This is a genomic window from Azospirillum picis (assembly GCF_017876115.1).
Taxonomy (GTDB): Bacteria; Pseudomonadota; Alphaproteobacteria; order Azospirillales; family Azospirillaceae; genus Azospirillum; species Azospirillum picis.
Map to the genome: position 1 here is coordinate 92,355 of NZ_JAGINO010000019.1, position 23,303 is coordinate 115,657.

Annotated in this window: 17 protein-coding genes; 5 read left to right on the forward strand and 12 right to left on the reverse strand. The window is 70.5% G+C overall.

Going from position 1 to position 23,303, the window contains the following annotated elements; all coding sequences use genetic code 11:
* Positions 1 to 55: 55 nt before the first annotated feature.
* From J2850_RS22625 to J2850_RS22655, 7 genes are all read right to left on the reverse strand, one after another.
* Positions 56 to 757, reverse strand: a complete 702-nt coding sequence (locus tag J2850_RS22625) for a YoaK family protein (RefSeq protein WP_209986679.1) — start codon at positions 755 to 757, stop codon at positions 56 to 58.
* Between the two features lie 14 nt (positions 758 to 771).
* Positions 772 to 1,239 carry a DoxX family protein gene (locus tag J2850_RS22630; protein ID WP_209986682.1) on the reverse strand — a complete coding sequence of 156 codons (468 nt, stop codon included), beginning with the start codon at positions 1,237 to 1,239 and terminating at the stop codon, positions 772 to 774.
* A 14-nt stretch (positions 1,240 to 1,253) separates the two neighbouring features.
* Positions 1,254 to 3,239, reverse strand: coding sequence for an amidohydrolase (locus tag J2850_RS22635; protein ID WP_246513375.1), 1,986 nt, complete (start codon positions 3,237 to 3,239; stop codon positions 1,254 to 1,256).
* Complete coding sequence (locus J2850_RS22640) at positions 3,239 to 3,529, reverse strand: XapX domain-containing protein (protein WP_209986684.1); 291 nt, start codon at positions 3,527 to 3,529, stop codon at positions 3,239 to 3,241. The genes J2850_RS22635 and J2850_RS22640 overlap by 1 nt, the downstream gene beginning before the upstream one ends.
* A 111-nt stretch (positions 3,530 to 3,640) precedes the next feature.
* Positions 3,641 to 4,327: a hydrolase gene (locus tag J2850_RS22645; RefSeq protein ID WP_209986687.1), complete on the reverse strand. Its 687-nt coding sequence runs from the start codon at positions 4,325 to 4,327 to the stop codon at positions 3,641 to 3,643.
* Between the two features lie 234 nt (positions 4,328 to 4,561).
* Positions 4,562 to 5,398 (reverse strand): alpha/beta fold hydrolase, encoded by an 837-nt coding sequence (locus tag J2850_RS22650; protein WP_246513377.1) that lies wholly within the window; start codon positions 5,396 to 5,398, stop codon positions 4,562 to 4,564.
* Between the two features lie 174 nt (positions 5,399 to 5,572).
* Complete coding sequence (locus J2850_RS22655) at positions 5,573 to 6,841, reverse strand: MFS transporter (protein ID WP_209986692.1); 1,269 nt, start codon at positions 6,839 to 6,841, stop codon at positions 5,573 to 5,575.
* A gap of 159 nt (positions 6,842 to 7,000) precedes the next feature.
* Here J2850_RS22655 and J2850_RS22660 point away from each other — a divergent pair, with 159 nt between their 5' ends.
* A complete protein-coding gene (locus tag J2850_RS22660; RefSeq protein WP_209986695.1) occupies positions 7,001 to 7,876 on the forward strand; it encodes a LysR family transcriptional regulator in 876 nt (291 codons plus the stop codon).
* 166 nt (positions 7,877 to 8,042) lie between these two features.
* Here the strand turns inward: J2850_RS22660 and J2850_RS22665 are convergent, their stop codons facing one another.
* Complete coding sequence (locus J2850_RS22665; RefSeq protein ID WP_209986698.1) at positions 8,043 to 13,055, reverse strand: beta strand repeat-containing protein; 5,013 nt, start codon at positions 13,053 to 13,055, stop codon at positions 8,043 to 8,045.
* A 534-nt stretch (positions 13,056 to 13,589) separates the two neighbouring features.
* On the reverse strand, positions 13,590 to 14,012 hold the full coding sequence (locus tag J2850_RS22670) for a MerR family transcriptional regulator (RefSeq protein WP_209986701.1): 423 nt from the start codon (positions 14,010 to 14,012) through the stop codon (positions 13,590 to 13,592).
* 76 nt (positions 14,013 to 14,088) lie between these two features.
* On the opposite strand from J2850_RS22670, the gene J2850_RS22675 reads away from it, so the two are divergent.
* From J2850_RS22675 to J2850_RS22685, 3 genes are all read left to right on the forward strand, one after another.
* Entirely contained in the window at positions 14,089 to 16,398 is a 2,310-nt protein-coding gene (locus J2850_RS22675) for a heavy metal translocating P-type ATPase (protein WP_209986704.1), read from the forward strand.
* Positions 16,399 to 16,556: 158 nt separating this feature from the next.
* Positions 16,557 to 17,378: an alpha/beta fold hydrolase gene (locus J2850_RS22680; RefSeq protein WP_370878950.1), complete on the forward strand. Its 822-nt coding sequence runs from the start codon at positions 16,557 to 16,559 to the stop codon at positions 17,376 to 17,378.
* A 261-nt stretch (positions 17,379 to 17,639) separates the two neighbouring features.
* Positions 17,640 to 18,506 carry a substrate-binding periplasmic protein gene (locus tag J2850_RS22685; protein WP_246513378.1) on the forward strand — a complete coding sequence of 289 codons (867 nt, stop codon included), beginning with the start codon at positions 17,640 to 17,642 and terminating at the stop codon, positions 18,504 to 18,506.
* A 70-nt stretch (positions 18,507 to 18,576) separates the two neighbouring features.
* Here the strand turns inward: J2850_RS22685 and J2850_RS22690 are convergent, their stop codons facing one another.
* Together J2850_RS22690 and J2850_RS22695 are read right to left on the reverse strand one after the other, a co-directional pair.
* On the reverse strand, positions 18,577 to 19,836 hold the full coding sequence (locus J2850_RS22690; RefSeq protein ID WP_209986707.1) for a YbfB/YjiJ family MFS transporter: 1,260 nt from the start codon (positions 19,834 to 19,836) through the stop codon (positions 18,577 to 18,579).
* The gene (locus J2850_RS22695) at positions 19,833 to 20,492 is read right to left on the reverse strand and encodes a TetR/AcrR family transcriptional regulator (protein ID WP_209986710.1); all 660 of its coding nucleotides are present in this window, start codon (positions 20,490 to 20,492) and stop codon (positions 19,833 to 19,835) included. Before J2850_RS22695 ends, J2850_RS22690 begins: the two co-directional genes overlap by 4 nt.
* A 346-nt stretch (positions 20,493 to 20,838) precedes the next feature.
* On the opposite strand from J2850_RS22695, the gene J2850_RS22700 reads away from it, so the two are divergent.
* Positions 20,839 to 22,221, forward strand: coding sequence for a DUF1835 domain-containing protein (locus J2850_RS22700; protein ID WP_209986712.1), 1,383 nt, complete (start codon positions 20,839 to 20,841; stop codon positions 22,219 to 22,221).
* Here the strand turns inward: J2850_RS22700 and J2850_RS22705 are convergent.
* On the reverse strand, positions 22,188 to 23,303 hold the full coding sequence (locus tag J2850_RS22705) for an FAD binding domain-containing protein (protein WP_209986713.1): 1,116 nt from the start codon (positions 23,301 to 23,303) through the stop codon (positions 22,188 to 22,190). The two genes, J2850_RS22700 and J2850_RS22705, sit on opposite strands and share 34 nt — an antisense overlap.

The window sequence follows — 23,303 nt, forward strand, 5'->3', positions numbered from 1 at the left end:
GGCAAGTGGCTGGCGTCGGGCGTCAGGCGTCGGCTGCGGGGCTGCGGGGCTGCGGTCAGGCCCTTGCCGGATTGGCGGACTCCGGATGCAGCGCGCAGGCGGCGGTGCCGACAAGCCCGAGGGCGCCGGCCAGCAGCAGCGGCGCTGCGAGCCCGCCGTTCAACACCAGTGTGGCACCGATCGCCGCCCCGGCGAAGATGGCGGCGACGCTGCCGATCCGGCGGCCCCAGTTCGGGTTGGCGCCGCCGGCCAGCCGGGAATCGGCCGCCAGGCCGGTCAGGGTGAGGGTCAGCACCGTGGTGGTCAGGTCGGGGACCTTGAGCTGGCGGATGGTGGCGTTGCGGAAACCCATCGCCAGCGCCGTCAGCAGGATGATGCCGTAGAAGGCGGCATGGCCGGCGGCCCCGCCTTCCCGCAGCCAGGCGAGCCCGGCGGCTGCCCACAGCAATCCCGCCTCGATGCAGGCCGCGACCAGCAGCCAGTGCCGCATCGGCCGTCCGGCATGGGCCTGCCCGGTCCGCCCCCCGACCAGCGCGCCGGTCAGGAAGGCGACGATCGCCACCAGGTAGGGGGCGACGTCGAAGCCCGGCGTGCCGGCGGCGGCGAAGCCGAGGAAGACGATGTTGCCGGTCATGTTGGCGGTGAACACCTTGTCGAGGCCGAGTACGCTGGTGGCGTCGACCAGCCCGGTGGTCACCGACAGCAGCATCAGCAGCCACGGCAAGGGGGAGGAGGGCGAAGGGGAAGGGGCGGCCATGGTGGTTCTCCCGCTCAAGCCCCGGCCGCCTGCCGGACCTGCCGCCGCAGGCGCGACAGCATGGCGGCGAGCGCGAAGCCGCCGGCCAGCCCGAGATGCTCGAAGAAGGCGTTGGTGGCCATGAAGCGCTCCTGCCCCGCCGCCATCGACCAGAAGTCGTTGGCGACCAGGGCGGCCAGCACGGTGAAGACGCCGAGCGCGCCGGCACCCAGCCAGAGCGCCCGGTCCAGCAGGATCAGCACCGGCCCGGCCAGCTCCACCAGGATGGTCAGCGCCGCCCACAGGGCGGGCGGGCTCATCCCGAAATGGACCTGTTCCGCCACCGCGCCCGGCCAGTCGGTCAGCTTCACCACCCCGCCCAGAAGGTAGGCGCCGACCAGCGCCAGCCGCGCCAGCAGCCAGGTGCCGTCCCAGTCGAGAACACGGCCGACGATGCGCTCCACCGGATTGCCGATCGCATGGTTCTGCTCGCGTACCGTCATCGCCGGCCCTCCCCTCAGACCGCCCAGCAGCCGCAGCCGAGCGAGCCCCAGAAGGACTGCACGTCGGCGGCCGGCACGTCGGCGGCGTAGGCGGCGGCATGGTCGTGGCCGTGGACGCCGCAGCCCGAGGCGCAGCCGCAGGCCGAGGCCAGCGCCTTGCGCTGGTCGCCGCCCTGGCGGTCGGCGGTCTTGTAATAGCCGCCGAAGCTGCGGACCGGCGACCAGTCGGGCATCGGCTTCGGCAGCTCCGGCGCCAGCGGGCGGTAGTCGCCCTCGCCGTGGACGATCTTGCCGCCCAGCATCGTCAGCACCGAGCCCAGATGGGGGATGCGGTCCTCCGGCACCGAGAAGTAATCCTCCGACAGCACCGCGAGGTCGGCGAGCTGGCCGGCCTCGATGCGGCCCTTCTTGCCCTGCTCGTTGGAGAACCAGGTGTTGGCCTCGGTCCACAGGCGCAGCGCCGTCTCGCGGTCCAGCAGGTTGGCCTGCGGGTAGAGCCGCATGCCGCCCACCGTCCGGCCGGTGACCAGCCAGGACAGCGAGACCCAGGGGTTGTAGCTGGCGACGCGCGTCGCGTCGGTGCCGCCGCCCACCGGCAGGCCGGCCGCCATCATCCTGGCGATCGGCGGCGTCCGCTCGGCCGCCTTGGCGCCGTAGCGCTCGACGAAATATTCGCCCTGGTAGGCCATGCGGTGCTGCACCGCGATGCCGCCGCCGAGAGCGGCGATGCGGTCGATGTTGCGGTCGGTGATGGTCTCGGCATGGTCGAAGAACCAGTGCAGGCCGTCGAAGGGGATGTCGCGGTTGACCTTCTCGAAGACGTCGAGTGCGCGGCTGATCGTCTCGTCATAGGTGGCGTGCAGCCGCCAGGGCCAGCGGTTCTCGGCCAGCAGGCGGATGACCGGCTCCAGGTCGCCTTCCATGCTCGCCGGCATGTCGGGGCGGGCGACGCGGAAATCCTCGAAGTCGGCGGCCGAATAGACCAGCATCTCGCCGGCGCCGTTGTGGCGGTAGCTGTCGTCGCCCTGGCCCGGCTTCACCGTGCCGACCCAGCCGGAGAAGTCGGCCAGCTCCTCCTTCGGCTTCTGGGTGAACAGGTTGTAGCTGATGCGCAGCGTCAGCTCGCCGTCGGCATGCAGCTTCTCGATGATCGCGTAGTCGTCGGGATAGTTCTGGTAGCCGCCGCCGGCGTCGATCACCCCGGTCACGCCCAGCCGGTTCATCTCGCGCATGAAGTGGCGGGTGGAGTTGATCTGGTATTCGGGCGGCAGCTTCGGACCCTTGGCCAGCGTCGAGTAGAGGATCGTCGCGTTGGGCTGCGCCAGCAGCAGCCCGGTCGGGTTGCCGGCGGCGTCGTGCACGATCTCGCCGCCCGGCGGGTTCGGCGTGTCCTTGGTGTAGCCGACGGCGCGCAGCGCCGCGGCGTTCAGCAGCGCGCGGTCGTAGAGGTGGAGGATGAAGACCGGCGTGTCGGGGGCGGCGGCGTTCAGCTCCTCGATGGTCGGCAGGCGCTTTTCGGCGAACTGGTGCTCGGTGAAGCCGCCGACCACCCGCACCCACTGCGGCGCCGGCGTGATGGCGGCCTGCTGCTTCAGCATCGCCATGGCGTCGGCCAGGCTCGGCACGCCGTCCCAGCGCAGCTCCATGTTGTAGTTCAGGCCGCCGCGGATGATGTGCATGTGGCTGTCGATCAGGCCGGGGATGACGCGGCGCCCCTTGGCGTCGATCACCCGTGCCTGCGGCCCGGCGGCGGCCCGCACCTCCGCCTCGGTGCCGACGGCGAGGAAGCGGCCGTCGCGGATGGCGACGGCGTCGGCCAGCGGCTTGGCGCGGTCCAGCGTGGTGATCTTGGCGTTGACGAGGATCAGGTCGCCGTTGGCGGCAGCATCGGGCATGGCGGCGTTTCCGGTTCTGGACGCGAAGGTGGACAGCAACGGTGCGGCGAGCATCGAGGCGGCGGCGGTGCCCGCCATCGCCTTGCGGCGGGTGACCGGAGGCATCAGGCACGCTCCTTCATGACGGTGTTCTCGGTTGCCTCGGCGGCGGTCCGGGCCGGCCGGGCGCCTGCCTGCGGGCCGAGGACATGGCGGGCGCAATCGTCCTGGATGAATGCCACGACCGGCTTGCCGGCGACCATCCTCTTGACGACCGGCACGACCTGTTCGCCGACCAGCATGCCGAGCAGCCCGATCAGCGCGATGGTCGGCGGGGCCGGCGAGCGCACGCCGATCAGCGCATAGATGACGCCGACCAGGATACCTGCGCCGAGCGAAAGAAGATAGGGCGTCACGGGAACGGCCTCCGGGCTTGGGGTGGCGGGAAGCGGGCCGCCCTCCCGCCGGCCCCCCGCGCCAAGGCGCGGAGGGCCGGGGGAGGCGGCGGGGCCTGTCGGGCGTGCCCGTCAGGCGTGCTCGTGCGCCGCGGCGCCGACCACCTTGTGCGGGTACTCGGCGCGCTGCGGCGCCTTGTGAACGACGGTGTAGGCGTAGTCCACGCCCATGCCGTAGGCGCCGAAATGCTCGCGCACGATGTTCATGACGCCGTCGTAGGTCTTGCGCTTGGCCCAGTCGCGCTGCAGCTCCAGCAGGACGTTGATCGAGGTGATGGAATGGGCGCCGGCCTGCTCCATGCGGCGGACCGCGGCGTCGTGGGCCTCCTGCGAGGTGCCGCCCGAGGCGTCGGTGACGATGTAGACCTCGAAGCCCTCTTCGATGGCGCACAGCGTCGGGTACAGCAGGCAGGCTTCGGTCCACAGCGCGGCGATGACCAGCTTCTTCTTGCCGGTCGCCTTCACCGCGGCCACCAGGTCTTCCGAATCCCAGCTGTTCATCGAGGTGCGCTCGATCGGGTCCTGCTTCAGGACGTCCATCAGCTCCGGCCAGATGTAGCCCGAGAAGCTCTCGGTCTCGACCGCGGTCAGGATGGTCGGGATGTTGAACAGGCGGGCGGTCTTGGCCAGCGCCACCGTGTTGTTCTTCAACTGCTGGCGGTCGATGTTGACCACGCCGAAGGACATCTGCGGCTGGTGGTCGACGAAGAGGAAAACGGTGTCGTCCGGGTTGATGAGCGACTTGGCCGGGAAGGTCATGTTCGTTTCCTGCGATTAAGGGTGGACCCATCGGATGTGGGCCTGGGGACGGGGGAGCGGCCGGCGCGGGAAGCGCTGTGCCGGTCCTCCGGTTGGTGAAGGGCTGTGTCCTGTCTCATGCCTGCGTGGTCGCCGGCACCGTCTGACAGGAAGGTGTCACGGTTGGTGTTTCGCGACAATCACGCCTATCGGAACATGATTGTCATTTTCAGAAGAACAATAACGCCTGTACGCTCAGCCGCGGATGAAGGCGAGCAGTTCCTCGTTCACGATGTCCTTGTGCGTGGTGCACAGGCCGTGCGGGGCGCCGGGGATGATCTTCAGCGTGCCCTGCGGCAGCAGCTTGACCGCAGCCCGGCTGGTGGTGGCCAGCGGCACGATCTCGTCGTCGTCGCCGTGCAGCACCAGCGTCGGCACGATCATCTTCCTCAGGTCGTCGCGGAAGTCGGTCTCGGAGAAGGCCTTGACGCCCTCGTACTGCGCCAGCAGGCTCCCCATGATGCCCTGCATCCAGAACCCGTCGATCGCGCCCTGCGACGGCTTGGCGCCGGGGCGGTGGTAGCCGTAGAAGACGGTGGTGAAGTCCTTGTAGAGCTGGCCGCGGTCGGTCTTCACGCCGGCGCGCAGCCCGTCGAACACGTCCGGCGACAGGCCCTCCGGGTTCCAGGGGGTCCGGGCCATGATCGGCGTGACGGCGGCGATCAGCACCGCCTTGGCGACGCGCGACACGCCGTGGCGGCCGATGTAGCGGGCGACCTCGCCGCCGCCGGTGGAATGGCCGACATGGACGGCGTTCCTGAGGTCCAGCGCCTCGGTGACCGCCGCGAGGTCGTCGGCGTAATGGTCCATGTCGTTGCCGAAGCCCGGCTGCGACGAGCGGCCATGGCCGCGGCGGTCATGGGCGATCGCCCGGTAGCCGTGATGGGCCAGAAACATCATCTGGTCCTCGAAGGCATCGCCGTTGAGCGGCCAGCCATGGCTGAAGACGACCGGCTGGCCGGACTCCGGACCCCACTGCTTCACATAGATCTGGACACCGTCCCTCGTGGTCACATGGTTGCCCTGGAGCATCGGTCTGGTTCCCGTGTCGTGATCCTGCGGCCGGCCGGTGCGCCTCATGGCGTCCGGCGCCGCGGGTTGGATCGTGATGCGCCGATGGTACGGAAGTGACCCGAGGGGGGATTGCTTCTTACGAACCGCTTTTGCCGGTTCTGCGCATGATGCGACCGGCCGTCCCGGCCGGCGTCAGGCGCCCTGCCGCCGGCCCTCGGCCAGCGGCCGGCGGGAGGAGGCCAGCACCTGCGCCAGCACCGCCAGCGCCGACAGGCCGCCGGCGAGCAGGCTGACCGCGTTCCAGCCGCCGACCGTCCACACCTCCATCGCGGCGGCGGAGCCGGCCGCGCCGCCCAGGAACATGGTGCCCATGAACAGCGTGTTCAGCCGGGCCCGGGCCTGCGGCCGCAGGGCGTAGACGATGTGCTGGTTCGAAACCAGCGCCGACTGCACGGCGAAGTCCAGCACCACCACCCCGACGACCATGCCGGCCACGCCCTGCCACAGCCCGAAGACCAGCCAGGCCGCCAGCGTCATCGCGGCGCCGGCCACCACCACCATGCCGGGGCCGCGGCTGTCGGCGATCCGGCCGGCCAGCGGGGCGGCGAGGATGCCGACCAGCCCCAGCACGCCGAACAGGCCGGCGACGTCGGCGCCCATCCCCATGTCCGGCTGCTGCAGCCGCAGCGCCAGGATGGTCCAGAAGGCGCTGAAGGCGGCGAACAGCAGGGCCTGGGTCAGCGAGGCCAGCCGCAGCGCCGGGAACTCCCGCCACAGATGGACCAGCGAGCGCAGGGCGTGGCCGTAGCGCAGGCTGCCGTCGGCCGGGCTCCTGGGCAGCCGCAGCGCCATCCAGCCGGCCATGCCGACCGCGACCGGCACGGCCAGCCAGAACATCACGCGCCAGCCGCCATGGCTGCCGACCAGTCCGGCGACGGTGCGGCTGAGCAGGATGCCGGCGAGCAGGCCCGACATCACGGTGCCGACCACGGCGCCGCGCCGGTGCGGTTGCGCGAGATGCGCGGCGAAGGGCACCACCTGCTGCGCCACCGTGCTGAAGACGCCGACCAGCAGCGAGGCGCCGAGCAGCACGCCGGCGCCCGGCGCCACCGCGGCACCCGCCAGGGCCAGCGCCAGCGCCAGGAAGGTGGCGACGATCAGCGCCCGGCGTTCCACCATGTCGGCCAGCGGCACCAGCAGGAACAGGCCGGCGGCGTAGCCGAGCTGGGTCGCCGTCGGGACCAGGCTCAGCGCGCTGCCGCCGCCGAGATCGTGTTCGATCAGCCCCAGCATCGGCTGGTTGTAGTAGATGTTGGCGACCGCCACCCCGGCCGCCGCGGCGAGCGCGAAGGTCAGCCCGCGGCCGAGGCCCTGGCCGCCATGGGCCGGGGTGTCCGCGCCAGGGGAGGGGCCAGGGGAGGGGGCCGGGGAGGTGGCCGGGGAATGGGATGGATGCGCCATGACGGAACTCCCGTTCAGGATGGTGGGGTGCGCCTCAGGCCGGAGGGGCGGACCGGAGGGCCGGGCCAGCTTGGCCCCGTTGCGTTGGCATCAATCTGGATTGGATCAGTTTTTCACGGTAGTCTGGGATTTCGATAAGGCAGCCTATCGGTAAGCGATATGATCGACCTGGGGGACGTCGAGGTGCTGGTGGAGGCGGTGACGGCCGGCAGCCTTGCGGCGGCGGCCCGGCGGCTCGGCATCGCGCCGATGGCGGCGTCGCGCCGGCTGGCGGCGCTGGAGGAGGAACTGGGCGTGCGGCTGGTCCACCGCACCACGCGCTCGCTGTCTCCGACCACCGCCGGCGAGGCGTTCCTGCCCCATGCGCGCGCCCTGCTGGAGGGGGAGGCCGGCGCCCGCGCCGCCGTCCGGCCGGATGGGCTCGGCGCCTCCGGCCTGCTGCGGCTGACCACCTCGGCAGCCTTCGCCCGCAAGGTGGTGGCGCCGATGCTGCCGCGCTTCCTGGCGGACCATCCGGGGTTGAAGCTGGATCTGCTGGTGTCGGACCACCGGATCGACATGGTGGCCGACGGGGTGGATCTCGCCATCCGCATCGGCACGCCGTTGGACAACAGCCTGGTGGCGCGGCGGCTGGCCGACAGCCCGCGCCGGCTCTATGCGAGCCCGGCCTATCTGGCCGCCCGCGGCCGGCCGACGCGACTGGCCGACCTGGCGGCGCACGACTGCCTGACGCTGTCCGACAACCCCTTCTGGGACTTCCGCACCGGCGGCCGGCTGGCGCGCCACCATGTCGCCAGCCGGGTCAGCGCCAATTCGATGGAGATCCTGTTCGAGGCGTGCGTCGGCGGCCTCGGCATCGCCTGCATGGCCGACTGGAACTCCGCGTCGGCGGTCGCCGACGGCGGCCTCGTCCCGCTGGACCTGGAGGATGCGGCCTGCGAGGCGTTCGGCATCTGGGCGGTCACGCCGACGGCGCGGCTGGTGCCGCCGAAGGTGCGGCTGTTCGTCGCCGCGCTGCGGGCGGCGCTGGCCTGACTGGACCTGCCGGCGCGGGGACGTCTCGCCGAGGCGTCCCCGTTTGCAGCGCTCATCCCATCGGGACCGTCCCGCCACCGGACATGACGGCGGCGATGACGGCGGCGATGGGGAGCGGGGTTGGCGAAGCCTTCGCCCCCGGTCTCGGGAGCGAAGGCCCCCGTGCTTACCAGCCGGTGTAGGTCAGATGGCTGGCGACCTCGCTTGCGCTGATGCCCGACACATGGACGGTGCTGTACACCATCCCGCGATACCCGGTCTCGATGGTGCAGGCGTTGGCGCCATTGTCGTAGATGGTGAGGGGAACCCCGCCGGTATAGATGCGGTCCCCCTCGGACGCGCGGAAGTCGGAAATGTAGTCGACGCTGTTGGTGCCGCCGGTGATGTCGAAGACATCGGCACCGCCCCCGCCCCACATGGTGTCGTTCCCGGTCCCTCCCGAGAGCTTGTCGTTCCCGTTTCCGCCGATGAGGTAGTCGTTTCCGGCTTGGCCATACAGGGTGTCGGAAGCGTCATCCGCCAGCAAGGTGTCGTTGCCGTCACCGCCCGCCAGCGTGTCGGACCCGGCGAGCCCGACGAGGAAGTCGTCGCCCGCATCTCCCTGAAGCACATCGGACCCCAGCGTGCCATAACGCCCGGAGGCGAGGGTGTCGCCGCTGAAAGCCTTCCAGTCATTGCCGTTTGCCTGCACCCAGTTGACAACCTGGGACAGGCCCACGCCCTGCAGCGTGATGGTGCCGTGGGAGGGCATGAGATTGAGCGGCCCGTCGGCGTATTGCAAAACGGTGCTGCCGTTCACCTCGCTGATGGCGACGAGATGGGCGGGAGCACGCAGGGTATCCTCACCAAGACCGAAGTCCTCGACGACAAGGTTGAAGCCCTGTGCCTGATGCATGCCCTCGAAGACGGCCGAAATGGTGTCGTGCCCGGCGCCGCCGTTCATCGTGCCATAGGATGCCGAGAGCAGGTCGTTGCCGAGTCCGCCACTGAGCGAATCGTCCCCCCAGCCGCCGATCAGGGTGTCGTCGCCGCCCATGCCGTAGAGCGTGTCGTTTCCCCAGCCGCCGTCGAGGCGGTTGTTGCCGGAATTGCCGGTGAAGGTCTCGCTCGACTGGTTGCCGGTGATCGAGCCGTTCAGAGAGGCGCTGTCCTCGCTCAGGATGACCTGCTCAACGCCATAGGGGTTGCCCCAGGAACCGGAGACGACGACCGTGTCGGTGTCGGCACCCAAACTGGCGTCCTCGACGACCAGGTCGCCTTCACGGACATAGTAGGTGTCGCTCCCGGCGCCGCCGGACAGCGTGTCGGCCGCGTTGTCGATGCCGGCGGACAGGGTGTCGTTGCCGGCCCCGCCTTCGAGCAGGTCGGCGCCCTCGGCGCCGTCCAGCAGGTCGTCGCCGGCCCCGCCCGTCAGCGTCTCATCGGCGGAGGTGCCGAAGACCACCCGGCCGCCGGAGGTGTCGCCGGTGAAGGCGGCCCAGTCATTGCCGTGGCCGCGCACCCATTGCGTCACGGCCGCTGCCGACACGCCTTCAAGGGTGAGGCTGCTGACCCCCACCAGCCCCATGCTGGTGCCATAGCCGAAGGTCAGGACGGTGCTGCCACCCTGGTCGGCGACGCTTTTGAGGGGCCGCGATACGGTCAGCCGGTCGACACCGAGTTCGAAGTCGGTGATCGTGACCGCGAAGCTGCCCATCTGCTGGCCGGAGGCAGAGATCACGAAGGCGTCGGCGCCGCTGCCGCCGGAGGCGCGGCCGCGGGAGAGGTGGATTTCGTCGTCGCCGTCTCCGCCGGAGATGGTGTCGACCCCCGATCCGCCATAGCCCGTGCCGCCATACAGCGTGTCATTGCCCGCCTTGCCGTCGATGACGTCATCGCCCTGGCTGCCGTCGATGACGTTGTCTCCGGCATTGCCGATGAGCGTTTCGTTCGCGTAGTTGCCGGTGATCGAACCGTTCTGCGCGGCGGCGTCCTCGCTGAGGATCACGCGCTCGACGCCGTAGGGGTTGGTCCAGGAGCCGGAGACGATGACGGTGTCCATGCCGCCGGCGCCATCCGGCTCTTCGATGACCTGATCGCCGGTGCTGACGACGTAGGTGTCGTCGCCGGCACCGCCGTAAAGCGTGTCGGCCGCGCCGTCGGCTCCGGCGGACAGGGTATCGTTGCCGTCGCCGCCATACAGGATGTCCGCTCCGCCCTTGCCGTCGAGGATATCGTTGCCGGACCCGCCGGTGAGGGTTTCGCCCCCGTCGGTGCCGTAGATCACGCGGCCGCCGGAGGTGTTGCCGGTCAAGGCGGCCCAGTCGTTGCCGTTCCGGCGGACCCAGGCCGTCACCTCGTCGGCCGTCACTCCGCTCAAGGTCAACCGCGCCGTTCCCGTGACCGGAACGTTCGGGTTCTCCAGGAAGCTCAGAACGGCATTGCCGTCGACGGACTCGATCCCGGTGAAAGTCCAGGGGATCGAGAGCCTGTCCTGCCCGAGAACGAAGTCGCCGATGGTCGCGCTGAACACGCCACCCAGGTGATTGCCTGCCCATGCGGCACGGAACACATCCGCTCCCTCGCCGCCGAAGGCCAGGCCAGTGCCGTCGCTCGACAGCGTGATGTCGTCGTTGCCGGCATCGCCGTAAATGGTATCGGAACCCCGGCCGCCGCTCAGCGTGTCGTTGCCGCCGCCGCCGCGGATGGTTTCATTGCCCCAGCCGCCGCTGATGACGTTGTTGCCCGAGTTGCCGACCAGCTCCATGGGGAGCATGCCGCCGGCCAGGGAGCCGTTTTGCGCCGCCTCGGCCTCGTTCAGCACGATCCGTTCGATGTTCAAGGTCGTGCCGGCGTTCCATCCCCCTGAGACGATGACCGTATCCGTGCCCTCGTCGGCGTTTTCCACGACCACATCGCCGGGGCCGCTGACATAGTACGTGTCGTTCCCAGTCCCGCCCAGCAGCGTGTCGGCGGCCGTGTCCTCGCCGCCATGAAGGGTGTCGTTGCCGGCCCCGCCGAAGATCGTGTCGGACCCGGTGTTGCCACGGAGGATGTCGTCGCCGTCGAGGCCGGAGATGGTGTTGCTGCCGGCTGCGGCCTGGATCGTATCGTTGCCGGGCGTGCCGGTGTAGGTCCGGGTGGTTCCTTCGCCGGTCTCTCCCCCTGTCTCACCGCCCGTGCCGGAGCCGGTGAGAAGGACGTTGGCCTGGGTCAATGCGCTGCGCTGCACGCCGGCGAGCTTCACGGCACCGGACGAGCCGAGGGTGACCACGGTGTCGGCCCCTTCCTGGGCGGTCGCCGCGAGGAAGGACTGGAAGCTGGTGAAGGAGGCGATGGCGCGCAGGTCCAGGACGTCGCCCCCGGCGCCGGCAGCGAAGCCGTCGATGTAGTCCCAGCCTTCATTGGCCCGGAAGACGAAGGTGTCGGACCCGGCGCCGCCGTTCATGTAGTCGTTGCCGCCGCGCGCATCGATCGTGTCGTTGTTCGCGGTGCCGATGATGGTGTCGCGGGCGTCGGTGCCGGTGAACGACTGGCCAGGCGTCCCGGCCGGGGGGACGCCCGTGCCGCCGCCCGTGCCGCCGTTACCGCCGCTCATGCTGTCATCGTTGGTGATCACGCCGGTGGCGCTTGCCGCCGTCACGGTCCAGCCGGAGCTCGGATTGGACAGCGTCACCGTGAAGCGTTCGTCGCTTTCCTGGAGCGCATCGGCCAGCACGGGCAGGGTGATGGTGGCGGTGGCCTGGCCGGCGGCAAAGGTCAGCGTGCCCTGCGGCAGGGCGTTGCCGGCGAAGTCCGCCGCGTCGGCCGCGGCGGTGCCGCTGCCGGCCACCGTCCACGCCACCGTCGAGGCAGCCGAGAGATCGCCGTTGCGGGTGACGGTGAACTGGTAGGGGGTGGTGCCGCCGCCGCTGCCTTCCGCGAGCGTCACCGTCGGCGGGCTGATGCTCACCGTGCCGCCACCGGCTTGTCCTCCTGTCTCACCGCCCGTGCCACCGCCCGTGCCGGAGCCGGTGAGAAGGACATTGGCCTGGGTCAATGCGCTGCGCTGCACGCCGGCGAGCTTCACGGCACCGGACGAGCCGAGGGTGACCACGGTGTCGGCCCCTTCCTGGGCGGTCGCCGCGAGGAAGGACTGGAAGCTGGTGAAGGAGGCGATGGCGCGCAGGTCCAGGACGTCGCCCCCGGCGCCGGCAGCGAAGCCGTCGATGTAGTCCCAGCCTTCATTGGCCCGGAAGACGAAGGTGTCGGACCCGGCGCCGCCGTTCATGTAGTCGTTGCCGCCGCGCGCATCGATCGTGTCGTTGTTCGCGGTGCCGATGATGGTGTCGCGGGCGTCGGTGCCGGTGAACGACTGGCCAGGCGTCCCGGCCGGGGGGACGCCCGTGCCGCCGCCCGTGCCGCCGCCGTTACCGCCGCTCATGCTGTCATCGTTGGTGATCACGCCGGTGGCGCTTGCCGCCGTCACGGTCCAGCCGGAGCTCGGGTTGGACAGCGTCACGGTGAAGCGTTCGTCGCTTTCCTGGAGTGCATCGGCGAGCACGGGCACGGTGATGGTGGCGGTGGCCTGACCGGCGGCAAAGGTCAGCGTGCCCTGCGGCAGGGCGTTGCCGGCGAAGTCCGCCGCGTCGGCCGCGGCGGTGCCGCTGCCGGCCACCGTCCACGCCACCGTCGAGGCAGCCGAGAGATCGCCGTTGCGGGTGACGGTGAACTGGTAGGGGGTGGTGCCGCCGCCGCTGCCTTCCGTGAGCGTCACCGCCGATGGCCCGATGCTCACCGTGCCGCCACTTGTTTGCCCTCCTGTCCCGCCGCCCGTGGCGGAGCCGGTGAGAAGGACGTTGGCTTGGGTCAACGCGCTGCGTTGCACGCCGGCCAGCTTCACGGCACTGGTCGGGCCGAGAGTGACGACGGTGTCGGCTCCCTCCTGGGCGGTCGCCGCGAGGAAGGACTGGAAGCTGGTGAAGGAGGCGATGGCGCGCAGGTCCAGGACATCGCCCCCGGCGCCGGCGGCGAAATCGGCAATGACGTCCCAGCCTTCGTTGGAGCGGAACACGAATGTGTCCGAGCCGGCACCGCCGACCGCATAGTCATTGCCGTTCCCGACATCGATGAGGTCATTGCCGGCGCCCCCGGCGATGTAGTCGCGATCGGACGTGCCGATCAGCGTATCGGCTCCCGCGCCACCTGTGAAGTTTGCCATCACAGCTCCAGTACCGGAAATTTTATTAGAAGGAGCGGTAAAATTCCTACAAAGATAGGTTGCTTTTCAAAGTGCCGTCGGAGTGATGGCTGTTTGTCCTGTCTGCTCCTATAGGCCACCCGAAAGGACGCGGCTTCCCCAGTATCGGCGAGAGGAACCTCAAAGGTTTTATCCGGGATACGGACAGGCGACGCCATGCCTACAACCTTGGTGCATGGAAATCGATCTGGCCAATCGACCCGCGGCCGTTTTCTTTCAGGCGGAGGGGGGATCGGGCGATCTGGCAGAAGATCCGCCGGGGCGGATACCACCGCGGGGTTGACGCCGGGCCACGAAGGCGTTTCTCGCTCCGTGACCAACAGCTTGACTGCCCAGGTCGCAGACCGATGTCGGGCCTTCAAGCGCGCACGAAGATGAGATCTTACCAAGGCGAGAGCTTGCGACGATGGCTCCGGGTCGCCTTGTGAAACATCCGGCTCCCGGTTCCGGCAAGGCGGCCCTCCCACCCCGGCAGCCGCCTTCGGAACACCGCCGTCAGTGATGCTCGTGCAGGCAATGGGCGTGGTCGGCGAGCACCTCGATCACATGGCAACTGCGCACCTCTCCCTGCGCGCACTGGTTCACCATCTGCCGGACTTCCGCCCGCAGCGCCTGCAGCCGCCGGATCTTCGACTCGATGTCGGCCAGATGCGCGCGGGCGAGCGCGTCGGCCGCCTCGCAGGGCTGCTCCGGATGGTCGGCCAGGGTCAGCAACTGGCGGATGGCGTCGACCTCGAAGCCCAGTTCGCGGGCATGCCGGATGAAGCGCAGCCGTCGAACCGCGGCATCGTCATAGGTCCGGCGGTTGCTGTCGGTCCGCGACGGAGGCCGCAGCAATCCGATGCTCTCATAGTAGCGGATGGTCGGGATCTTCACGCCGGCCTGCGTCGAAAGGGCACCGATGGTAAGAGCGCTCATGGCGAATTTTCCGTCTTGATCCTCCAGTCGCTGGAGAATGTACGGTCATGGCATGACATCGACAAGGGAGCCTGCCATGAGCGCCATCGACGAAACGACCCCGCAGGACCGGCAGCGGACCCGTTTCCGGGTGAGCGGGATGGATTGCGGCTCCTGCGCCGCGAAGATCGAAACCGCGCTGCGGCGGGTGGCCGGGGTGCATGAGGTCCGGGTCTCCGTGCCCAACGGCACGATGACCGTCACCCACGACCCGTCGACCGGCAGCGAGGCCATCATCGCCCCCGTCGCCCGGCTGGGCTACCAGACCGGTCCCGCCGAGGTCCTGACGGCTGGCGGCGGCGCCATGGAGCGGAACCATGACACCGGTTCCTGCTGTGGCCACGATCATTCCCATGCCGGAGGGGATGGCCACGGGCACGATCACGCCCATTCCCATTCCCATTCCCACGGGCATGTGCATGGTGCCGCGGAGGACCCGGATCCTGCCTTCGCCGAGCTTCCCTGGTGGCGTCGGCCGAAGGCCCGGCTGGCGCTCGCCTCCGGCCTCGCCCTCGGCGCCGCCTATGTCGTGGGGGCGCTGGTTCCCGCCATCTCGCAATGGGCCTTCCTGCTGGCGATGGCGGTCGGCCTGCTGCCGATCGCGCGCCGTGCCATGGCCGCCGCCGGCTCCGGCACGCCCTTTTCGATCGAGATGCTGATGACCATCGCGGCGGTGGGCGCCGTCGTCATCGGGGCGGTGGAGGAGGCGACGGCGGTCGTCTTCCTGTTCCTGGTCGGTGAATTGCTGGAAGGGGTCGCCGCCGGCCGTGCCCGCGCCAGCATCCAGGGACTGATCGGCCTGATGCCCGATACCGCCCTGGTCGAAGGGGACGGCAGGGGGCGGGACGGCATGGAGCGGGATGGCGGGCCGCGGTCGGTGCCGGCATCGAGCCTGACAGTCGGCGCCGTCATCCTAGTGCGCCCGGGCGACCGGGTGGCCGCCGACGGGGTGATCCTGTCTGGGGACAGCGCGCTCGACGAAGCGCCGGTGACCGGCGAGAGCGTGCCCAAGCGCAAGGGCGAAGGCGACCGGGTGTTCGCCGGCACCATCAACGGTGACGGCACCCTGCGGGTGCGGGTCAGCGCGGCGGCGAAGGACAACACCATCGCCCGCGTGGTCCGGCTGGTCGAGGAGGCGCAGGAGAGCAAGGCGCCGACCGAACGCTTCATCGACCGTTTCTCCCGCTGGTACACGCCGGGGGTCGTCGTCGTGGCGGCGCTCGTCGCCGTGCTGCCGCCGCTGCTGGCCGGGGGAAGCTGGGGGGAGTGGGTCTACAAGGGGCTGGCCGTCCTGCTGATCGGCTGCCCCTGCGCCCTGGTGATCTCCACCCCGGCGGCGATCGCCGCCGGCCTGTCCAACGGGGCGCGCCGCGGCCTGCTGATGAAGGGCGGCGCCGTGCTGGAGGCGCTGGGCCGCATCACCACCGTCGCCTTCGACAAGACCGGCACCCTGACCGAGGGCAGGCCGCGGGTCACCGACGTGATCGCCTTCGCAGGCGGCGAGCAAGAGGTGCTGCTCCGGGCGGCCGCGCTGGAAACCGGGTCGAGCCACCCCCTGGCCAAGGCGGTCCTCGCCGCCGCGGCGGAGGCCGGACTGGCCGTCACCCCGGCGTCCGACGCCGGTGCGCTCGCCGGCAAGGGCGTGCGGGGATGGATGGACGGGCTGGAGTTGGCCCTGGTCTCGCCGCAGGCCGCCCAGGAGCGGGCCGCCCTGACGCCGGACCAGGCGGAACGGGTCGCCGCGCTGAACGGCGAGGGCAAGACGGTGTCGGTCCTGCTGGTGGACGGCCGGGTGTCGGGCCTGCTGGCGATGCGCGACGAGCCGCGGGCCGATGCGCAGGCCGGCGTCGCGGCGTTGCGCGCGGCCGGGATCCGGTCGCTGATGGTGACGGGCGACAATGCCCGGACCGCTAGGGCGGTGGCGGACAGGCTGGGGGTGGAGCCCCATGCTGAGCTTCTGCCGGAGGACAAGCAGCGCATCGTTCGCGACCTGCAGGCGCGGGGCGAGCGGGTCGCCAAGGTCGGCGACGGCATCAACGACGCCCCGGCGCTCGCCGCCGCCGACGTCGGCATCGCCATGGGCGGCGGCGCCGACGTGGCGCTGGAAACCGCGGACGCCGCCGCGCTGCATGCCCGGGTCGGCGACGTGGCGGCGATGGTCCATCTGTCGCGCCGGACCATGGCGAACATCCGCCAGAACATCGTGCTGGCGCTGGGGCTGAAGGCCGTGTTCCTCGTCACCACCGTGGCCGGGATCACCGGGCTGTGGCCGGCGATCCTCGCCGACACCGGCGCCACCGTCCTGGTCACCGCCAACGCCCTGCGGCTGCTGTCGCTTCGTCCGTGACGCTTTCCGGTCCGCAGTCCACAGATCCACTGTTCCGGAAGGCCGTGGCATCCCCGTCGCCCATCCCTCCGTCCGGTGACGGACGCCGTCCGGTGCGAATGCGTCTGGAACGCCGGGCCGGGCGGCCGGTTACCCGCTGGGAAGTCCCACGGAGATCAATGATGGCATTCGTCGAAGCGAAAGATGGCACCAAGCTCCATGTCAAGGACGGCGGGCACGGGCGGCCCGTCGTCCTCATCCACGGATGGCCCCTGACGGGCGACATGTTCGAGTATCAGGGCCTCGCCCTGCTCGAGGCCGGGTACCGGGTCGTCACCTACGACCGCCGAGGCTTCGGGCAGTCGGGCCATCCGGCGTCCGGCTACGATTACGACACCTTCGCCGACGATCTGGCGGCCGTCCTCGATGCCCTCGACCTGCAGGGCGCCACGCTCGTGGGATTTTCCATGGGCGGCGGCGAGATCGCGCGCTACCTGACGCGGCACGGCGCCGGGCGGATCGCCAAAGTGGCGCTGGTCGCGTCCGTCGTGCCCTATCTACTGAAGGGCGCGGACAACCCCGACGGCGTCGACCAGAGCGTCTTCGACGACATGAAGGCACAGATCCGCAAGGACCGCTTCGCCTTCCTGCAGAGCTTCGCCAAGCAGTTCTACGGTGTCGGCCTGGTGTCCAGCCCGGTCAGCAGCGCCCTGCTCGACTGGACCTTCGTGCTGGCGCTGATGGCGAGCCCGAAGGCGACGATCGACTGCGTCGATGCGTTCGGCAAGACCGACTTCCGCCAGGATCTCCGCTCCTTCACGGTGCCGACCCTGGTCATCCACGGCACGTCCGACAAGACCGTGCCGATCACCCCCTCCGGCCGCGCGGCGGCGCAGGGGATCGCGGGGGCCAAACTGATCGAGTATGACGGGGAGCCGCACGGGCTGTTCGCGACGGCGCCGGACAGGCTGAACCGCGACCTCATCGACTTCATCGGCTGACCTGTCATCGCCGCGGCCGTCATCGTCGCGAGACGGGTTCGCCCGGCTCTCGCGGGTGACGGCTCCGGCGCTTCCCGGCGCAGGCGGGCCTGCCCGGATCAGGAGGATGCTGCCGTAACGCGCCTCGCGCGTCCCGCGGGGGCGGTCGTGATGTTGAAGAAGGCCTTTGTCCAACCGAGGGCATCAGGCTGCACGGCAGGATGTCGAGAAGAGTTCTTCCCCAATCGGGCGTGGCGATGTACCACTGCGCGGAGCACACGAATGACGCTTTACCAGACGAAGCGCCATCCTCTGAACTCCGGCTTGCTGGCGAAACCGATGATTTCCAGGCTCAGTGACATTTCCACTTCGGAACGAAAAGCCCCATTCCTTGAGAGATTGAATATTTTATTAAGAACCATGGTGGTGATGCTGGCCGCCGCATCGGCCGCCACGCTGGTTGTCACCGCGGTTCCGGCTCGTGCCGAGAATTGGACCGTCGCTTCCGAGGATTTCTTTCCGCCCTACAATTTCACGCTGCGCGGCAAGAGGACCGGGATGGACACCGAGATCGTCGAGGCCCTGTTGAAGGAAATCGGCGTCTATCCGGTTCATCGTCCGATGACATGGCCGGAAGTGGTGCGTGCCCATGATAAGAACGAGGTGGATGTCGCCTTCCAGTTCTTCACCTCGCCCCGCCGGCTGGAGCGCGGCCATCTGATCGGGCCGTACCGGGTCGGAGCGACCGTTCTGATGGTCCGCAGCGATTCGACCATCGGCTACACCGGCATCGAGGACCTGCGGGGGCTGCGGATCGGCGTCGTCGAAGGGTTCGAGTACACGCCCGAATTCGACAGGTCCGAGCTTTTCGAGAAGGTCGACAGCAGCAGCAATGTCGTCTCGTTCCGGCGCCTGCTTCTCGGCCGCGTCGACGCCATCGCCGGCGATCTGCAGGTGCTCACCTATCTCGCCGAGAACGAGGGCCGAACCGGCTCGGTCAAGATCCTTCCCAAGCCCCTGGCCATGGTGCCCCGCTACATCTCCGTCCCCAAGCCCCGGACGGAGAATGCCGAACGGCTGCGTGCGGCCTACGAGAAGCTCAAGACGGACGGGACGATCGACGCCATCGTCCGCAACTGGGAACGGTAACCGGGGCCGGGAAGCCGGGGCCGGCTGGCGGGCGGCCGGCCCCGGCATCGCCAGCCTCATATCGCCGCCCTCAGGCGGCGGCGCGGGCGAGCGCCCGCCGGTGCCGCGCGTTGGCGAGGATGTCGACGCCGAGCGCCACCGCCAGCGAGCCCGCACCGCAGACGAACACCAGGGCATAGCTCTCGCCGCTGTGGGCGAAGAGATAGGAATAGCCGTAGCCGGCCAGCGCCTGGAACAGCGCGAAGGCCGTGGTCGCCCGGCTCCAGGCCGCCCGCTGCTCGGCATGGCTGTGCGGCAGCAGTTCGTGGATGCGGCCGAGCACCAGCGGCACCACGCCCGGCGTCAGGGCGCCGACCACCACCGTCGCGGCGGCGACCGCCAGCGGGTGGCCGCTGGCTGCCAGGGTCGCCACGGCTGCCGCCTGCAGCAGCAGGCCGATGCGGTAGGTGGCGGCATAGCCGATGCGGTCGGCGACGGTTCCGGCCACCACCGGCCCGGCCACCGAGGCCACGCCATACAACACCCAGTAGAGCGCGCCGATGTCGGCGCCGTGATGCAGGCCGCGGGCGACGTAGTCGACCAGCAGCAGCATCACCGGCACCAGCCCCAGCGCGTTCAGCGCATATTCGGCATAGAGCGACCGCAGCACCCGTCCCTCATGGCGCGGGGCGTGCCCGACCGGGGCCGCCGGGGTGGCAGGCGGCGACGCGGCAGGCCAGCCGAACCAGGACAGCGCGGTCATCAGCAGCGACAGGGCGCCCAGCCCGAGCCATGTTTCCGGCAGCCCCAGCCGCATCAGCGCCGGCACCGCCGTGCCGGAGGCGGCGATGCCAAGCCCGATGCCGACGAAGATCATGCCGCTGGCGAAGCCGCGCCGGGCGGCCGGGATGTGCGGCAGGATGGTCGTCGCCACCAGCACCATGATGGCGCCGCCGCCGAGGCCGGAGAGGAAGCGCCAGGCGAAGAACCAGGGCAGCGACAGCGGCCAGGCACAGGCGATGAAGGCAAGCGAGGTCGCCAGCATCAGCAGGCGCAGCAGGGCGCGCGGCGGCACCAGCGCCGCCATCGGCCTGCCGAGCAGGGCGCCGGCGAGGTAGCCGGCGAAGTTCGCCGCCCCCAGCGTGACGGCATCGCCGGCGGAGAACCAGTGCGCCTGGATCAGCGATGGCACCAGGGGAGTGTAGGCGAAGCGCGCCAGCCCGATGGCGACCAGGCTGCCGGCCATCCCGGAGACGATCGCCGCCCAGGCGGCGCCATCGAGCTTGGCACCAACTGGCTTGGCACCAACTGGCGTGGCGCCCTCGGCGCCGCCCGCGGTCTTTCTGGTCATGATGCTGTGTTCCCGTTGGCGGCGCTGCCGGTCGAAGCGGCGGCGTCCGGTGAGTGCGGTGCCGGCAGCGCCGGCAGGCCGAGGCATGCCAGGGCGGCGCGCGCCGCCCCTTCCAGCAGGTCGCGGTCCGGGCGGACGCGCGCCAGCACGCGGATGCCGAGCAGGCTCGCGAAGAGCAGGCGCGCGGCGTCCTCGGGGGCGGGGCCGTCGGGGATCTCGCCGCTCTGCCGTCCCCGGGCGATGCAGCGCCGGAAGAAGGATTCGATCGTCATCAGCTCGGCATCCAGGAACGCCTGCATGTCCGGGTCGGCCGGCGTGACCTCCAGCGCCGAATTGACCAGCAGGCAGCCGCGCTGCCGCCCGTCGCCCAGCGACCGCTCGACGCTTTCGCGCAGGAAGCCGGCGATGGCGACGCCGGCGGAGGGGGCCGCCTCGTGCCTGGCGATGCGCCGGCGCAGGGAGCCGTCCAGGTAATGGTCGAGCGCCCGGCGGAACAGCGTCCGCTTGTCGCCGAAGGCGTTGTGCATGCTGGCGAGCGTCATGTGCATGCTCTGCGCCAGCTCCCGCGTCGAGGTCGCCTCGTAGCCTTGCGTCCAGAAGCGGTCGACCGCCGCGTCCAGCACCGCCTTCTCGTCGAATGTCCGCGGTCGCGCCATCCGTGCCCTCCTGCCCGCCCACCGCGGGCCCGGTGTTTTAGATCAGATGATCAAAAACTGAGACCGATGGACGCGATGGTCAAGGTGCTTGCAATGCAAGGCGACGCAGACCAGCCCCGCGCCGGAGTGGGCACAACCGGTCGGCCACTGCCGGGATGCGGTGGTGGGCGGCCCGCCGACCGGACTGTTGACAAGCCGCCTCGCCATGTCCTACCCAGGATTCCGGGTCTGGTTGAACCCTCCACGTCCGCGGAAAGGGCTGCGCCCGCGACCACAGCATCGGGATGCCTGACTTCTCCCTTTTCTGTCTGTCGGCGGACACGGACGTGGATGAAAAGGGATTGTCATGACCGACCTGTCCGGCCGGCCCGAGGCGCCGTTCCGCCTCAACCTCGAACAGCAGAAGAAGCGTGCGAAGGAGCTGCTTCGCGATGTCCGCGCCGGCGATCCGGCGGCGCTTGCGCGCTGGCATGCCCATCTTTCTGGAGAGCCGGCCAGTGAGCCCACTAGGGCACCGGCCAGGGCGCCGGCCAGGGCGCCGGCGGAGGCCCGCCTCGCCGATGCGCAGTTCGTCATCGCCCGGGAGGTCGGCAGCCGGAGCTGGCAGCGGCTGCGGGCGCATGTCGCCGCGATGGAGCGGGAGCGCGCGGCGATCGACCAATCCAGCCCGGCACCGGACGGGACGATGCGGACGCTGCATGTCCGCTGCGGCTCCGACATCCGCCCGACCCTGGCCGCCGCCGGCTTCATCGGCGATTTCCTGGAATATTCCGATCCCTACTGCCAGGGGCCGGTGCCGGACGTCCCGGATCTGGTGCCGGTGCGGGCCCGCTTCATCGCCGACTCCTACGGCGGAGTCATGGGGTTGGCGGAGCCGGCGGTCGTCGGGAAGCTGCGGCGGGAGGAGGAGGCGCTGTCCCGTGCCGCCGCGGACTACGAGCGGGTCGTCCTCTGGTGCGAGCATGACAGCTACGACCAGCTCACGCTGGTGCGCTGCCTGGCGTGGTTCGGCGACACCGGCGCGCCGCCGGTGCTGGAGCTGATCTCCATCAACCAGTTCCCGGGCTCCCGCCGCTTCATCGGGCTGGGCCAGCTCCCGCCCGAGGCGATCCGCCTGCTGTGGCGGACGCGGCGCGCCCTCACCGGTGCCGAGCTGGCGACCGGGCGGCGCGCCTGGGACGCGCTGCGCAGCGACGACCCCGGCGCCCTCGCGACTCTCGCCGGGTGCCAATTTGACGGTCTGCCGGACCTGCCGCGGGCCTTGCGGCGGCACCTGCGGGAGCTGCCCTGGACCGGCGACGGGCTCTCGCTGACCGAACGCCTGATCCTCCACCGGATCGACGGCGAGGTTAGGACGGTCGGGCAGGTGTTCGCCCGTCTGATGTCCGAAGACGAGCCGCTGCCCTGGCTGGGCGACGTCATGTTCCTGGCGCTGCTGCGGGCCATGGCCAGCGCCCGCGTGCCGGCCTTCAGGATTCTGGACCGGGCGCCGGAGGTGCCGTGGCCGCAGTGGCGGCTGCAGATCACGGCGGAAGGACGGGCGGTCCTTCGGGGCGAGATCGACTGGCTGTCGCTCGATCCGCCGGACCGCTGGGTTGGCGGCGTTCCCATCCGCTCCGCCGCGCCGGCCTGGCGCTGGAACGAGACGCTGCGCCGCCCGGAGGGGCCGGTGCCCCCGGCACCGGCCGCCGCCCCTCATCCCAGCGTGGCGCCCAGCCGGCGGCCGTAGGCGGCGATGGCGGCGTTGGCGGGATGGCGCTCCTCGTCGTAGGCGCGCAGCGCCTCGGCGACGCCGCCGTGCCGCGCCAGCGCCCGGCGCAGCGCCAGGGCGTCGCCGGCGGCCTTGGCGACGCCCATGGCGGTGTGCGGCCTGACCACGAAGGCGGCATCGCCGAGCAGGGCCACCCGGCCCGACGCCATCACCGGCGGCTCATAGTCGAAGATCGCCTGGACGAAGGGCCGCGGCTCCGCCGCCACGACGGCGGCGAAGGGGGTGGGCAGCAGCGCCGCCGCGTCCGCCCGCAACAGCGCCGCCGCCTCCGGCGGGACCTGCCCTGGGGCCAGCGAGAAGGGATGGCGGCGTCCGTCGGCCGCCGTCAGCGTCGCCGGCAGGTCGGCTTCGCCGACCGGGCGGTACCAGACCCAATTGTAGCGGCGCGACCCGGCCTCCGTCTCGCCGCCGGGACCGGCGACCAGGTAGCCCAGGGCATGCGACCGCGGCATCTCGTAGAAGGCGAAGCGGTTCATCAGCACGGCGGCTTCCGGCGGCACCTCCCGCTCCGGGATCAGGCCGCGCCAGGCGACATAGCCGGCATAGACGTTCCTGCTGCCGTCGCCCGCCACCGCACCGCGCACCACCGACCCCAGCCCGTCGGCGCCGATGACGAGGTCGGCCTCCTCGCTGCCGCCATCCTCGAACAGCAGGCGGGCGCCGTCGGCGTCCTGTTCCACCGCCCGCACCGCGCGGCCCGGCACATAGTCCCCGTCCTCCACCTTGCTCCGCATCGTCCGGAACAGGTGGTCCCAGGAGATCTGGGTCTGGGGGGTCCGCTGCAGGTGCCCGATCGTGCCGGCGCGGTCGAGGAAGATGCGCTCCCAGGCGACGACGCCGACGTCGGCGACATGCTCGCACCCGACCTCGCGCAGCAATGCGAAGAGATCGCGCTGCCCGACCAGCCCGGCGCCGCGCCCGGCCAGCCCGCCGGACGAGCGTTCATAGAGACGGACGTCATGCCCGTCCCGCCGCAGCAGCGCCGCGGCGAACAGGCCGCCGACCGAGCCGCCGGCGATCCTCACCCGCAAGGATGTCAT